The organism is Nocardia sp. GTS18 (genome assembly GCF_013839555.1).
Classification (GTDB): domain Bacteria; phylum Actinomycetota; class Actinomycetes; order Mycobacteriales; family Mycobacteriaceae; genus Nocardia; species Nocardia rosealba.
The window spans coordinates 1-13,888 of record NZ_JACBIU010000048.1 but is presented as its reverse complement, the minus strand read 5'-3'; the positions used below and the strand labels follow the sequence as shown (position 1 = coordinate 13,888).

Below are 13,888 nucleotides of genomic sequence, written 5' to 3'. Positions count from 1 at the left end.
GCAAGTGCTTGGTAGGTTACTCTACCGTGGTGGGCGTGATCCAGACCGCAGATTCAGTTACCTCCGACGCGGAGTTCCGCGCCGAGATCCGTGAGTGGCTTGCCGAAAACCTCGCGGGCGAGTTCGCCGACCTGCGCGGTACCGGCGGGCCGGGCCGAGAACACGAGCACTTCGAGCGACGGCTGGCCTGGGATCGTCATCTCGCAGCCGCCGGCTGGACGTGCCTCGGCTGGCCGGTGGAGTACGGCGGCCGCGACGAGAGCGTCGCCAGGCAGGTGATCTTCCACGAGGAGTACGCCAAGGCCGACGCGCCCGCGCGGGTCTCGCACGTGGGTGAGGAACTGCTCGGGCCGACGGTGCTCGCCTTCGGTACCGAGGAGCAGAAGAAGCGCTTCCTGCCCGGCGTCCGTTCGGTCGGCGAGCTCTGGTGTCAGGGCTACTCCGAGCCGGGCGCGGGTTCCGACCTGGCGGCCGTGTCGACGACCGCCCGCCTCGACGGCGACCAGTGGGTGATCAACGGCCAGAAGATCTGGACCTCGCTGGCCCACGTGGCCGACTGGTGCTTCGTGATCGCCCGCACCGAACGCGGGTCGACCCGTCATCACGGCCTGTCCTACCTGCTCGTCCCGATGAACCAGCCGGGCATAACCGTTCGCCCGATCCAGCAGCTCACCGGCACTTCGGAATTCAACGAGGTGTACTTCGACGACGCCCGCACCGACGCGGACCTGGTCGTCGGCGCGCCGGGTGACGGCTGGCGAATCGCCATGGGCACCTTGACCTTCGAGCGCGGCATCTCCACCCTCGGCCAGCAGATCCGCTTCGCCCGCGAACTTACCGACATCGAGAACCTGGCCCGCCGCACCGGCGCCGCCGACGACCCGTTGATCGCCGCGCGTTTCGACCGCGCCTGGGTGGGACTGCGGGTGCTGCGCGCCCACGCGCTGCGCACCATGGGCGATGAGAACGACGCGGGCGGCGCCTCGGTGTCGAAGTTGTTGTGGGCCAACTGGCATCGCGACCTCGGCGAGCTGGCCATGGCGGTGCAGGGCGCCGCCGGTCTGGTGATCCCCGACGACGACATGACCGCCTGGCAGCGGCTGTACCTGTTCAGCCGCGCCGACACCATCTACGGAGGTTCGAACGAAGTGCAGCGCAACATCATCGCCGAGCGGGTGCTCGGTCTGCCGCGCGAGGCCCGACCGTGACCGGCCCGCTCGCGACCCCGCCCGCCCCCATTCCCGGCCACGGCCTGCTCGCCGGCCGCAAGGGCGTGGTCACCGCCGCCGCCGGTACCGGTATCGGCTCGGCCACCGCCCGCAGGCTGCTCTCCGAGGGCGCCGATGTGGTGGTATCCGATTGGCACGAGCGGAGATTGGGTGAAACAGCCGAACTGCTCGCCAAGGAATTCCCGGAGCGCACCGTCGGCGCCGTGGTGTGCGATGTGCGCGACACCGCCCAGGTGAATCAGCTGCTCACCGCCGCTGCCGCCGAACTCGGGCGCATCGACATCATGATCAACAACGCCGGCCTCGGCGGCGAGACCCCCGTGGTCGACATGACCGACGAGCAGTGGGACCAGGTTCTCGACATCACCCTCACCGGCACCTTCCGCTGCACGCGGGCAGCGCTCGGCTACTTCCGCGACGCGGGCCACGGCGGCGTGATCGTCAACAACGCCAGCGTGCTCGGCTGGCGAGCGCAGCACGGCCAGGCGCACTACGCCGCGGCCAAGGCGGGTGTGATGGCGCTGACCAGGTGCAGCGCGATCGAGGCCGCCGAGTTCGGGGTGCGCATCAATGCCGTCGCGCCGAGCATCGCGCGCCACCCGTTCCTGGACAAGGTGAGCTCATCGGAACTGCTCGACAACCTCAGCGAGCGTGAGGCTTTCGGGCGCGCGGCCGAGCCGTGGGAGGTCGCGGCGACGATCGCCATGCTGGCCAGCGATTACACCTCGTACCTGACCGGTGAGGTGGTTTCCGTGAGTAGTCAGCGCGCATGACGGCAGCAGCATGCCAAGCAAGTGCTTGGTTGTACGATGTCTAGGGTGACCGCACCCGATACCGCGAAACGCACCCGCCGCGACGAACTGCTCGCCCTCGCCGCCGACCTGTTCGCCGAGCGCGGCCTGCGCGCCACCACGGTGCGCGACATCGCCGATTCGGCAGGCATCCTCTCGGGCAGTCTCTACCACCATTTCGATTCCAAGGAATCCATGGTCGACGAGATCCTGCGCGGCTTCCTCGACGACCTGTTCGGTCGCTACCGCGAGATCGCCGCCGCCGGACTCAGCTCGCGGGCCACCCTCGAGGCCCTGGTCCTCGCCTCCTACGAGGCGTTCGACCGGCATCACGCCGCCGTCGCGATCTACCAGGCCGAAGCCAAGAACCTGCGTGACGTGGAACGTTTCGGCTACATCCGTGACTTCAACACCGAGTTCCGCGACCTGTGGCACCGGGTGCTCGCCGCCGGCGTCGCCGACGGCAGCTTCCGGCCCGAACTCGACGTGGAACTGGCCTTCCGCTTCCTGCGCGACACCGTGTGGGTCGCGGTCCGCTGGTACACCCCCGGCGGCCCCATCACCGTGAAAAACCTTGCCTCGCAATATCTGACCATCGTGCTCGACGGGCTCACCGTGCCCGCGAGCGACGCGCCTTAGGAGTACCCCATGACCGCACCCGCCGAGCGCCGCCCCTACACCCCGTTGCGGGAGGCCTATGTGATCGATGCGGTGCGGACCGCTGTCGGCAAGCGTGGCGGCGCGCTGGCCGGTGTGCACCCGGCCGACCTCGGCGCCGCCGCACTGCGCGGACTCGTCGAGCGCACCGGTATCGACCCGGCTGTCGTCGACGACGTGATCGTCGGCTGTGTCGACAACATCGGCCCGCAGGCGGGCAATATCGGTCGCACAATGTGGCTGACCGCGGGTTTCCCGGAGGAAGTTCCCGGTGTCACCGTCGACCGGCAGTGCGGTTCCAGCCAGCAGGCCATCAATTTCGGCGCCCAGGCCATCATGAGCGGCACCGCGGAGGTGATCGTCGCGGGTGGCGTGCAGAACATGAGCGCCATCCCGATCTCGGCGGCCATGCTCGCGGGCAAGGAGTACGGATTCGACTCGCCCTTCGTCGGCGCCACCGGCTGGGATCAGCGCTACGGCACCGGCGAGGTATCGCAGTTCCGTGGCGCCGAGCTGATCGCCGAGAAGTGGGGCATCACCCGCGAAGACATGGAGCAGTGGGCGCTACGCAGCCATCAGCGGGCTCGTGCGGCGATCGCCGAGGGCCGCTTCGAGGCCGAGATCGTGCCGGTGGGTGACTTCACCGTCGACCAGGGCCCGCGCGAGACCAGCCTCGAGAAGATGGCCACGCTGCAGCCGCTGAGCGAGGGCAGCCCGCTCACCGCCGCGGTGGCCAGCCAGATCTCCGACGGCGCGAGCGCGACGTTGCTCGCCTCGGAGTGGGCCGTCAAGGAGTACGGGCTCACCCCGCGGGCCCGCATCCATCACGTCAGCGCACGCGGCGCCGACCCGATCTTCATGCTGAGTGCGCCCATTCCGGCCACCCAGTGGGCGCTGGAGAAGACCGGGCTCACCATCGACGACATCGATGTCATCGAGATCAACGAGGCCTTCGCGCCGGTGGTGCTGGCCTGGATCAAGGAGATCGGCGCCGATCCGGCGAAGGTCAATGTCAACGGCGGTGCCATCGCCCTCGGTCATCCGCTCGGCGCGACCGGCGCGAAGCTGTTCGCCACCCTGCTGCACGAGCTCGAGCGGGTGAACGGCCGCTACGGTCTGCTCACCATCTGTGAGGGCGGCGGCACGGCCAACGTCACCATCATCGAACGCCTCGGCGCTAGCGAGTAATTCGCCGCGAAGCCGCCAGCGGCCCGGTACCGGACACTCCGGTATCGGGCCGCTGTGCGTCCGGCGGACTTGCGGGCGAGCGATCGGTCACCGAGACTGAGCGGTTGCTCTCCCGGCGCCACCGCGATAACACGTTGGCGCAGTGGGTAAGCCATGTGCTGAAGCGGTGCCGGTCAGGTACTGCTCGTGGAAACAGGGAACAGGAATTTCGAATGGGTTACCCACAACCGCCCAACCCGTATCAAGGTCGGCCAGGTCAGCCGATGCAGCCTGGTCAGCCGTATCCGGGCCAGCCGATGCCGGGTCAGCCCTACCAACAGGGTCAGCCTTACCCACAGGCCCAGCCCTACCCGCAGGGACAGCCCTACCCGCAGGGACAGCCGTACCCGCAGGGACAGCCGTACGGCGCGCCCGGTGGTTACGGGCAGCCGCCGCGCCGGTCGGGCGGCGGCGGCAAGATCGTTCTCATCCTGGGCGGTCTGGTCGTGCTGGTCGCGATCGCGGTCGGCGCGATCTACATGTTCGGCGGTGGTGGCGGTCCGCTCGGTGGTGGCGGCTACGACACCCCGCGTGCGGCGGCGCAGGCCTGGGTCGACAAGGAGGGCGAGCTCGAAGACCTGGTGTGCGCCTCCGACCGCGACGAGATCGCGAAGTACGAGAACCAGGCCACGCCGACCAAGGCACCGTCGGGCGGTGGGGCACCGAGCGTCACGACGACGCTGAAGAGCGTGGATGTCGCCTCCGGCAGCAAGTCCGGGACGTTCACCACCGCGATGAGCATGACCATTCTCGGCCAGAGCACGACTTCGACCGCGACGTACAAACTGGTCGAGGAGGACGGCGGCTGGCGGGTGTGCGGAATCCTCAACCCGACCATCGAAACGGAGTGAGCGCGGCGGGTCGGTCCCATCGGGCCGACCCGGTCGCCGCCTCTCCTGCTCCGCGGGCGCCGGGCACCGGGCCTACGATGGGAGCGGTGAAGGTGCTCGGCGCGTGCCCACTCGACTGTCCTGATGCCTGCTCGTGGGTGGTGACGGTCGAGGACGGCGTCGCGACCGGCCTGCGTGGCAACAAAGAACACCCGGTCACGCGCGGTGCGCTGTGCGTGAAGGTGAATCGCTATCTGGAGCAGGTCGGTGCGCCGGACCGGCTCAGGTATCCGTTGCGCCGGACGGGTCCCAAGGGTTCCGGGCGGTTCGAGCGGATCAGCTGGGACGAGGCCCTCGACGAGATCGCGACCCGGCTCACCGGCATCATCGACGAATACGGCGCCGAGGCGATCTGGCCGTTCCACGGCACCGGCAGCCTCGGCTACCTTCAGGGCCTCGAGGGGTATCCCGGCCGCCGCATGTTCAACGTGCTCGGCGCCTCCCACCATGCGGCGACCATCTGCTCGGTCGCGGGCAGCGCCGGGCTGAACTACACCCTCGGCACCTCCGGCGGCATGGACCCGGAGGACTTCGCGAAGTCGAAGCTGATCCTGCTGTGGGGTACCAACCCGCTCACCTCCGGTCATCACCTGTGGAAATTCGTGCAGGACAGCGGTGCCTACCTGGTCGCGATCGACCCGGTGCGAACCAAGACCGCCGAACGCTGCGACGAACACCTCGCACTCCTGCCCGGCACCGATGCCGCCCTGGCGCTCGGCCTGCTGCACGTGGTGGTTTCGCTGGGCGCCGAGGACACGGAGTTCATCGCCGAGCACACCGAGGGCTGGCCCGAATTCCGTGAGCGCATCATGGAATTCACCCCGGAGCGGGTGGCCGCGATCACCGGCCTCGAGCGCGAACAGATCGTCGCGCTCGGTGAACGGATCGCGGGTACCAGGCCGACCGCGATCCGCGCCTCCCAGGGCATGCAGCGTCACGCCGGTGGCGGGATGGCGCTGCGGGTGCTCGGCTGCCTGCCCGGCGTCACCGGTGACTGGGCGCTTCCCGGAGGTGGCCTGCACTATTCGACGAGCGGGCACTTCGAACTCGACCTGCCCGCCCTGGTGCGCGACGATCTGCTGCCGCACCCGGTGCGCACCTTGTCGATGACCAGGCTCGGTGAGGCCTTGCTCGACGTCGACGAGCCGCCGGTGCAGGCGCTGTTCGTGATCGGCGCGAATCCGGTCGGCTCCAATCCGGATCAGCGCCGGGTGGTCGAAGGCCTGTCACGCGACGACCTGTTCACCGTGGTGCTGGAGCATTTCGCCACCGACACGATCGATTACGCCGACATCGTGCTGCCCGCGACCATGCAACCCGAGCATCTCGACGTGATCGCGGGCTACGGCCACCTGTACCTGGTGTGGAACGAGCCCGCCGTCGAGCCGCCGGGCGAATGCCTGTCCACCACAGAGACTTTCCGCCGGCTGTCCCGTCGCCTCGGACTCACCGAGCCGGCGCTGTACGAATCGGACGAGGAACTGGCCCGTCAGCTGCTGAAGGGTCACGATCTCGACCGGTTGCGCGCCGACGGCTTCTTGAAGGTGCAGCCGGGGCCCGTCCCCGCAGGAAAACTCCAGTTCGTCTCTCCACGCGCGCAATTCGCGGGTCACGACCCGCTGCCCACCTACACCCCACCCGCCGACCCCGGCGACGGACTCGTGCTGATTTCCGCCGCCTCGCACTACTTCCTGAACACCACCTTCGGTGCCAACCCCGAATTGCGCCGCCGCGCAGGCGAAACCCGTATCACGCTCCATCCCGATGATGCCGCCGCGCGCGGAATCGCCGACGGCGCCCCGGTGTCGGTCGTCAACGCTCGCGGTTCCTTCGAGGCGATCGCCGAGGTATCCGACCGTGTCAGACCCGGCGTAGCGGGTACCACGAAGGGACGCTGGGCCAAGGATTCCGGCGGCGCGACCGTCAACGCCACGATCGCCGAACGCGACGCCGACTTCGGCGGCGGCGCGGTCTTCCACGACAACCGGGTGGAGGTGGTACCCCGCTGACAAGAACCGCACGCGATCACCGAACGAAAGGCACGCAGTGATGTGGAAGTACACCGGCCGCGCGACGCTCGTCGCGGCGGCAACCGCAGGACTCCTCCTCGGCGCGACGACCCCCGCCTCGGCAATGACTCCGTTCAAGCCCACCTACACCCTCGCCACCGGCTGGACCTGCGCCGGGCAGATCGACGCGACGGCATTGTCGGGCCAGGGCATCACCAGGTCCGGTGAGGCGGAGATGCGGCTGCGCGGCACGTTCTGGAGCGCGACACCCGGTTCACATCAGAGCGGCTGCACGGTGACGACGACGGTCGAGTGGCGCAATCTCGACACCGGTGCGGGCGGTTCGGCGGCGACTGTCGTGGCAGGTGGTCCGAGCGGTCAGCCGGGCCCCGAGGTGGGCCTGACACTCGCGACGGGCGCCGGACGGATCGAGGCGACCATCCGCACCACGCCGCTGGCGCATCGGCCGAGCACCGGGGAGTTCGCGGTCTCCGAATTCTGAGTGGGAAGAGCACCGAACCGGATGCGCGCCTTGTGAGTACCACATCCGGTTCGGTGCTCTATTCGCCCTTTCGACGGGAGGCTCAGACCCGTCGGGCGGCATCCCGGCGCACCGCTGTGGGGGGCTCGCCGGGATGGGTCTGGGGTCAGCTCTGCTCGGTGACCGGTGTGTCGACCAGCGTGCCGACGGCCGCGATGCGCGTGAGCGCGTCGGTGACGATGCCGTCGATCAGCTCGGCCACCGTCGGCAGGCTGTCGATGATTCCGGTGACCTGGCCTGCGGGCAGCACACCCGCATCGGTACGGCCCTCGACGAGACCGGCCTTGGTCAGCATCGCCGAGTTCGCGGCCATCACGACCTGCGACCAGCTGAGGTCCTTGGTCTTTCGCATGGCGAGACCGTCGCGCATCAGCGTCGACCACTTCATCCCGGTCATGCTCTTGAACTTGGCGGCGTTGCCGACGGCCGCCGACAGTCCGCGCCAGCCGCCCGAATGTTCCAGGCGCTCCACGAGTTCGGTGTTGAGCATGCGGTGTGGCATGCCGTCGACCTTCACCGAAACCACGGTGTCGCCCAGTCCGCGCGCCAGGTACTCCTGTTTCACGGCGTCGGGGACGGTGCTCTCCTGGGTGAGCAGGAACCGGGTGCCCATGGCCACCCCGGCGGCACCGTAGGACAGCGCCGCCGCGAGCCCGCGCCCGTCGAAGAAACCGCCGGCCGCGACGACCGGGATGTCGACGGCATCGAGCACCGAGGGCAGCAGCAGCGTGGTGGCCACCGGCCCGGTGTGACCGCCGCCCTCACCGCCCTGCACGATCACGGCGTCCGCGCCCCACGAAGCCACCTTCACCGCGTGCTTGGCGGCACCGATCGACGGAATCACCACCACGCCCGCGTCTTTGAGCCGGGCGATCAGCTCCTTCTTCGGCGCCAAGGCGAACGAGGCGACCCGCACCTGTTCACGAATGAGCAGTTCGATGCGCTCGGGCGCGTCGGTTGCATCGGCGCGGATGTTCACCCCGAACGGCTTGTCGGTGAGCGACTTCGTCTTGGCGACAGCCGCTTCCAGCTCCTCGAAGGTCATCGTCGCCGAGGCGAGAATGCCCAGTCCGCCCGCGTTCGCGGTCGCGGCGACCAGCCGCGGCCCGGCCACCCAGCCCATTCCCGTCTGCACGACGGGATGCTCGATGCCGATCAGCTCGGTCAGCGGGGTACGCAGGCGGGCGCTCATGCGGCCACTTCCTTCTCACGGAAACCCTTGGGATCGAGCACCGTCCGGATGAGCCGCAGCTCCTCCTCGGTGGGCAGCCGGGTTTCGCCCGCGTCGGCCAGCCCGGCGATCTCGAAGGAGGTGTTCTCGGCGACCTCCTCGGCCGTCACACCCGGATGCAGCGACAGCGCGCGCATGGTGTGCTCGGGGCCGCCGAAATCGAAGACGCCGAGGTTGGACACCACCCGGTGCAGGTGATGGAAACGGAAGGCGGGGTTGGCCGGGTCGATCTTGTCGTAGCCGACACCGCTCACGATATCGACCTGCTCGCAGAACACCCGCGGGTTGTGCTTGGGCACGAAGTAGCTGGTCGCGTGGTTGATCGTATTGCCGGGCGCCCCACGCACACCGAACATCTGCCTGCGCGGCTGCTGCAACGGCCCGAACGCCGAGAGGTTCTGGTTGCCGAAGCGGTCGAGCTGATTGGCGCCCATCACCACGTGCCGCCGACCCGAGGCCACCACGTCGAACACCTTGGAGAACGGAATCCAGCCCTCCACCGGAGCTTTCGCGCCGATCGCGGGCACCTCGGCGAAGAACAGTGCCTCACCGTCGGACAGCAGCAGGTCGGGTTCGAAGGTGAGCCGGGCCAGTCGCGCGCCGATGGTGGTGATCGTCGACATCGGGCTGGCCATGATCTCGCCCGCGCCACGGAAGATCTCCGCCGCCGCGACGACGCACACCTCCGCGCGCGTGATCTGGCCGGTCGCCGGTACTGCGTTCATCGCTGCTCCTCCGCGAAAGCCTTGACGGCGGACTGGTATTCGTCTTCGTTCACGTCGAGATAGCGCGCCTTGAACTCGGCCCACGACTCCGGCGACTGCGCGGCCGCCACATAGTGCTTCTGGAATTTCTCGTCGCGTCCGTAACTGCCCGAGAACGTGAAGTGGGCGCCACCGGGTGACTCGACGACGCCGTCGACCATCATCCGGTTGAGGATCAGCGCCTGCGACGGAACGGCTTTCACCAGTTCGTCGGTGTCGACGAGGCGGTCCACCGAGACGTAGCGTCGTTCGGCCGCCAGGCAGTAGAGGTCGTCGAAGTAGGGATCGACGCCGGTGTAGGCGGCATTGCCGTGCTTGTCGCCCAGGTCCAGATGCACGAACGCCGCATCGAGATTCAGGGCGGGCATGGCGATCAACGTTTCGGTCCGGCCGTCGGCGTGCGGATACGGCGAGACGACGGTCTTCAGCTCGCCCTCCCAGAAGTCCGGCACCGCCGAGCCGAGCCCGGCCCGGATCGGCAGGAACGGTAACCGGGCGGCGGCGGCCTGCAATCCGCACTTCACCATGCCCTCGTCCATCTCGCGCACCGTGATCGCACCCTCGGTGCGCGCCTTGGCGAACCACGGGTCGTAGAACGGTGCCGAGTCGAGCGAGACGAAGCCGTAGTAGGCCTTGCGCACCTTGCCCGCCGAACACAGCAGGCCGAGGTCCGGCCCGCCGTAGGTCACCACGGTCAGGTCGGTGACATCCGAGCGGAGCAGCGCACGGACCAGCGCCATCGGCTTTCGCCGGGATCCCCAACCGCCGATGCCGATCGTCATGCCGCTGCGCAGCTCGCCGACCACCTCGTCGAGGGTCATTCTCTTGTCGCGCATAGCTTTTCCTACTTCCCCTTTTTCTGCGCGGCGAGGTCGTCGTCGAAACGCGCTCTGATCTCGTCGGCCACCCCGGCCAGGTTGAGCTCCATCGTGAAGCCCTGCTCGTAGCGATAGGAGCGGTGCACGTCCTGCACGTCGATGCCGTTGAGCGCCCGCTTCGCGGCCCGGATCACCCGGCCGTCCTTGTTCGCGATGTTCTTCGCGACCTCCATGGCCGCGGCGTCGAGTTCGGCGCGCGGCACCACCTTGTACACCGACCCGTAGTGGTGCAGCTGCTGGGCGGTGAGCTTGCCCGCGGTGTAGAACATGGTCCGCATCAGGTGCTGGGGGACCAGTCGCGACAGGTGGGTCGCGGCACCGAGCGCACCGCGGTCCACTTCGGGCAGGCCGAAGGTGGCGTCGTCGGAAGCCACGATGACGTCGGAGTTGCCGACCAGGCCGATCCCGCCGCCGAGGCAGAACCCGTTGACGGCGGTGACCACCGGAACCTCGCAGTCGTACACGGCGGCGAAGGCCTCGAAGCATCCGTGGTTCGCGCGGATCAGGGCGGTGTGCCCGGTGTCGGCGTTCATCTCCTTGATGTCGACGCCCGCGTTGAAGCCGCGGCCCTCCGCGCGCAGCACGACCACGCGGGTGCCGGGGTCGCGTCCGGCGGCGCGCACGGCGTCGGCCAGCGCGAACCAGCCGTCCGACGGCAGCGCGTTGACCGGCGGATAGTCGACCGTGACGACCTCCACCCCCTCGGTTTCGGTATGCCGGTCGATTCCCATGGCAACTGTCCTATCGGTGCGTGCCCGGGCGAACCCGAGACAAAGCAAGCAATTGCTTGGTAGGTTAACACGGTGGCGATAGAAATCGACCTTTCCGGCCAGATCGTTCTGGTGACCGGCGGAGTGCGCGGCGTGGGCGCGGGCATCACCCGCGCCTTCCTCGCGGCGGGCGCGACAGTGCTCACCTGCGCGCGTAGACCCGCCGACACCCCGATCGACGGCACCGAGCACTACTCCTGCGATGTGCGCGACGACAGCGCGGTCGCCGCCATGTTCGACGAGATCCTCGCCGCGCACGGGCGGCTCGACCATGTCGTGAACAACGCGGGCGGGGCGCCCTTCGCCCTGGCCGACGCGGCGAGCCCGCGCTTCCACACCAAGATCATCGAGCTGAATCTGCTCGCCCCCCTGGTGATCGCGCAGCAGGCCAATGCCGTGATGCAGAAACAGGATTCGGGCGGTTCGATCGTGATGGTCTCGAGCGTCAGCGGGCACCGGCCCTCACCCGGCACCGCCGCCTACGGCGCCGCCAAGGCCGGACTGGACAACCTCACCACCTCGCTCGCGGTGGAATGGGCGCCGAAGGTCCGCCTCAATTCCGTGGTGGTCGGACCGGTGGAAACCGAACTGAGCCACCTGCACTACGGCGACGCCGACGGTGTCGCCGCCGTCGGCGCGACCATCCCGCTCGGCCGCCTCGCCGCCCCCGCCGACGTCGGCAATGCCGCCCTCTTCCTCGCCTCCCCGCTGGCCGCCTACATCAGCGGCGCGAGCCTGTTGGTGCACGGCGCGGGGGAGCGGCCCGCCTTTCTCGATGCCGCGAATACGAACCACGGATAACTAGGAGTTTCGATGGACCAGCAGTTGATCTGCGCCGACCGCACGGTGATCGTCACGGGTGCGGGTCGCGGGATCGGGCGCGCGCACGCGCTCGCCTTCGCCGCCGCGGGTGCGCGCGTCGTCGTCAACGACGTCGGCACCGCGCTCGACGGCGCACCCACCTCGGAGACGCCCGCGCAGCAGGTCGTCGACGAGATCGTCGCCGCCGGTGGGCAGGCGGTCGCCAACTACGACGACGTGGCCGACTGGGAAGGCGCGCGCCGGCTCGTCCGCCAGGCCGTCGACACCTTCGGTGGGCTCGACGTGCTGGTCAACAATGCCGGTTTCGTGCGCGACCGCATGCTGGTGAACCTGAGTGAGGACGAGTGGGACGCGGTGATCCGCGTGCACCTCAAGGGCCATTTCGCCACCATGCGTCATGCCGCCGAGTACTGGCGCGGCGAGGCAAAGGCCGGGCGCGCGGTCGACGCCCGCGTCGTCAACACCAGCTCCGGCGCCGGTCTGCAGGGCAGCGTCGGCCAGGGCAACTACGGCGCGGCCAAGGCGGGCATCGCGGGGCTCACGCTCACCGCCGCGGCGGAGTTCGGGCGCTACGGCGTCACCGTCAACGCCATCGCGCCCGCGGCCCGCACCCGGATGACCGAAACGGTCTTCGCCGAAACCATGGCCGCGCCCGATGCCGGCTTCGACGCCATGGACCCGGCGAACATCTCGCCGCTGGTCGTCTGGCTCGGCAGCCCCGAGTCCGCCGGGGTGACCGGGCGGATGTTCGAGGTGGAGGGCGGCAAGGTCGCGCTGGCCGAAGGCTGGCGGCACGGCGTCGCCGTCGATCGCGGTGCGCGCTGGGATCCGGCCGAGCTCGGCCCGGTGGTGGCTCAGCTGATCGAGAAGGGCGCCGAACCGGAGCCGGTTTACGGTGCATAGCTAACTTCGCAAGAGGACACTGAGCGAAGCCGCCGGGCCTGCGGTTTTGCCATGTCATCGCCGTTCAGGGGGCTGGACGGCTCTTGCGCTCTCCTGCGGGGTTCTGCGCGTGGGTTTACTATGGGCTACTGTTCGTCGATCCCGGAATGTGTCGCGACCGGGGGTAATGCTGCGCGGAATTACTTAAAGGGGATGACAGGCGCATGGCCGTTGGTCGCATGTTGCGCGTTCTTGCCGCTGCGAGTGTCTTGGCCGGCTGCGCCCTATTGGGGCCCGTCGCCGCATTCGCCGCGCCGGAAAAGCCGCCGACGCCCGCCGCGCAACCGTCCGGCAGCGGGAGTACCGGCATCGGCGGTAGCGGCGGTGGACCGGCCGAGGGCCCAGCCCAGGGCAACGGCAAGCCGATCGAACTCACCCTGCCTGGTACGGGCAGCGGCAACGACCCGGCACCGGCGAATCAGGGCGATCCACCACAGACCGGTGCCGAAGTCGCCGAAGAGACCGAGTGGACCCCGCTGAGCATCCCCGGCCAGGACACCACCGAACTCCCGACCAAGGAAGTGGCCGGTCCGGCCTCCGGCTCCGCCGTTCTCGGCGCGGGTTCGGCCGCCGCCGGGTTGGTGCTCGGCACCGGGTCGGCAGGCCTCGGCGTGCTCCTCGGCACCGGCTCCGCGGGCCTCGGCGCCGTGCTCGGCACGGGCTCGGCAGGCGCCTTCGCGATCCTCGGCACCGGTTCCGCCGGTGCCGCCGCTGTACTCGCCACCGGTTCGGCGGGTGCGGCCGCGGTGCTCGGCACCGGTTCGGCCGCCGTCGGCTCGGCCGCGGCGGGGACGGGCTCGGCGCTGGCCGGTACCGGCTCCGCGGCCGTCGGCTCGGCTGCCGTCGGTTCCGCCGCGGTCGGTTCCGCGGGCGCTGGTTCGGCTGCGACCGGTTCGGCCGCCGTCGGCTCGGCCGCTGTCGGTTCGGCCTCGCCGCTGCTGCTGTTGCTGTTGCTGCAGACCCCGCCCACACCGTCGCCCGCGCTGCCCGCGATCGCTATCCCGCCCGCACCGGGCACGCCGTCGATCCCGGGTATCTCCGCGCCGAATGTGGCGGTGGCGGCACCGGCCCCGGCCGATGCGCCGCCCCCGCCACCTTCGGCGCGGAGATACCCGGGATCGACGGCGTGCCCGGTGC

General features: G+C 69.3%; 13 protein-coding genes and 1 pseudogene. 10 read left to right on the top strand and 4 right to left on the bottom strand.

Annotated features, from left to right (window positions below; genetic code table 11):
* Positions 1-29: 29 nt before the first annotated feature.
* The 7 genes from HYG95_RS23170 to HYG95_RS23140 all read left to right on the top strand — a co-directional run bounded on the left by HYG95_RS23170 (position 30) and on the right by HYG95_RS23140 (position 7,305).
* Positions 30-1,208: an acyl-CoA dehydrogenase family protein gene (locus HYG95_RS23170; RefSeq protein ID WP_181701026.1), complete on the top strand. Its 1,179-nt coding sequence runs from the start codon at positions 30-32 to the stop codon at positions 1,206-1,208.
* Entirely contained in the window at positions 1,205-2,002 is a 798-nt protein-coding gene (locus HYG95_RS23165; protein ID WP_181701024.1) for an SDR family oxidoreductase, read from the top strand. Before HYG95_RS23170 ends, HYG95_RS23165 begins: the two co-directional genes overlap by 4 nt.
* A gap of 45 nt (positions 2,003-2,047) precedes the next feature.
* Positions 2,048-2,659, top strand: coding sequence for a TetR/AcrR family transcriptional regulator (locus HYG95_RS23160; protein WP_370465895.1), 612 nt, complete (start codon positions 2,048-2,050; stop codon positions 2,657-2,659).
* Positions 2,660-2,704: 45 nt separating this feature from the next.
* Positions 2,705-3,865 carry an acetyl-CoA C-acetyltransferase gene (locus HYG95_RS23155; RefSeq protein WP_181701051.1) on the top strand — a complete coding sequence of 387 codons (1,161 nt, stop codon included), beginning with the start codon at positions 2,705-2,707 and terminating at the stop codon, positions 3,863-3,865.
* A 212-nt stretch (positions 3,866-4,077) separates the two neighbouring features.
* Positions 4,078-4,755, top strand: coding sequence for a hypothetical protein (locus tag HYG95_RS23150; protein WP_181701020.1), 678 nt, complete (start codon positions 4,078-4,080; stop codon positions 4,753-4,755).
* Between the two features lie 77 nt (positions 4,756-4,832).
* Positions 4,833-6,803, top strand: coding sequence for a molybdopterin-dependent oxidoreductase (locus HYG95_RS23145; protein ID WP_181701018.1), 1,971 nt, complete (start codon positions 4,833-4,835; stop codon positions 6,801-6,803).
* A 40-nt stretch (positions 6,804-6,843) separates the two neighbouring features.
* Complete coding sequence (locus HYG95_RS23140) at positions 6,844-7,305, top strand: hypothetical protein (protein WP_181701015.1); 462 nt, start codon at positions 6,844-6,846, stop codon at positions 7,303-7,305.
* A 145-nt stretch (positions 7,306-7,450) separates the two neighbouring features.
* On the opposite strand, the gene HYG95_RS23135 is transcribed toward HYG95_RS23140, so the two are convergent.
* The 4 genes from HYG95_RS23135 to HYG95_RS23120 are packed head-to-tail and all read right to left on the bottom strand — an operon-like array spanning position 7,451 to position 10,948.
* A complete protein-coding gene (locus HYG95_RS23135; RefSeq protein ID WP_181701012.1) occupies positions 7,451-8,536 on the bottom strand; it encodes a nitronate monooxygenase family protein in 1,086 nt (361 codons plus the stop codon).
* Positions 8,533-9,300 carry a CoA-transferase subunit beta gene (locus HYG95_RS23130; protein ID WP_181701010.1) on the bottom strand — a complete coding sequence of 256 codons (768 nt, stop codon included), beginning with the start codon at positions 9,298-9,300 and terminating at the stop codon, positions 8,533-8,535. The genes HYG95_RS23135 and HYG95_RS23130 overlap by 4 nt, the downstream gene beginning before the upstream one ends.
* Entirely contained in the window at positions 9,297-10,175 is an 879-nt protein-coding gene (locus HYG95_RS23125; protein WP_181701009.1) for a CoA transferase subunit A, read from the bottom strand. Before HYG95_RS23125 ends, HYG95_RS23130 begins: the two co-directional genes overlap by 4 nt.
* 8 nt (positions 10,176-10,183) lie before the next feature.
* The gene (locus HYG95_RS23120; protein WP_181701007.1) at positions 10,184-10,948 is read right to left on the bottom strand and encodes an enoyl-CoA hydratase family protein; all 765 of its coding nucleotides are present in this window, start codon (positions 10,946-10,948) and stop codon (positions 10,184-10,186) included.
* A gap of 72 nt (positions 10,949-11,020) precedes the next feature.
* On the opposite strand from HYG95_RS23120, the gene HYG95_RS23115 reads away from it, so the two are divergent.
* From HYG95_RS23115 to HYG95_RS23105, 3 genes and pseudogenes are all read left to right on the top strand, one after another.
* Positions 11,021-11,788 carry an SDR family oxidoreductase gene (locus HYG95_RS23115; RefSeq protein ID WP_370465894.1) on the top strand — a complete coding sequence of 256 codons (768 nt, stop codon included), beginning with the start codon at positions 11,021-11,023 and terminating at the stop codon, positions 11,786-11,788.
* Between the two features lie 12 nt (positions 11,789-11,800).
* Positions 11,801-12,712, top strand: a complete 912-nt coding sequence (locus HYG95_RS23110; protein ID WP_181701004.1) for an SDR family oxidoreductase — start codon at positions 11,801-11,803, stop codon at positions 12,710-12,712.
* A gap of 203 nt (positions 12,713-12,915) precedes the next feature.
* Positions 12,916-13,888: pseudogene (locus tag HYG95_RS23105) on the top strand (hypothetical protein); the annotation flags it as partial.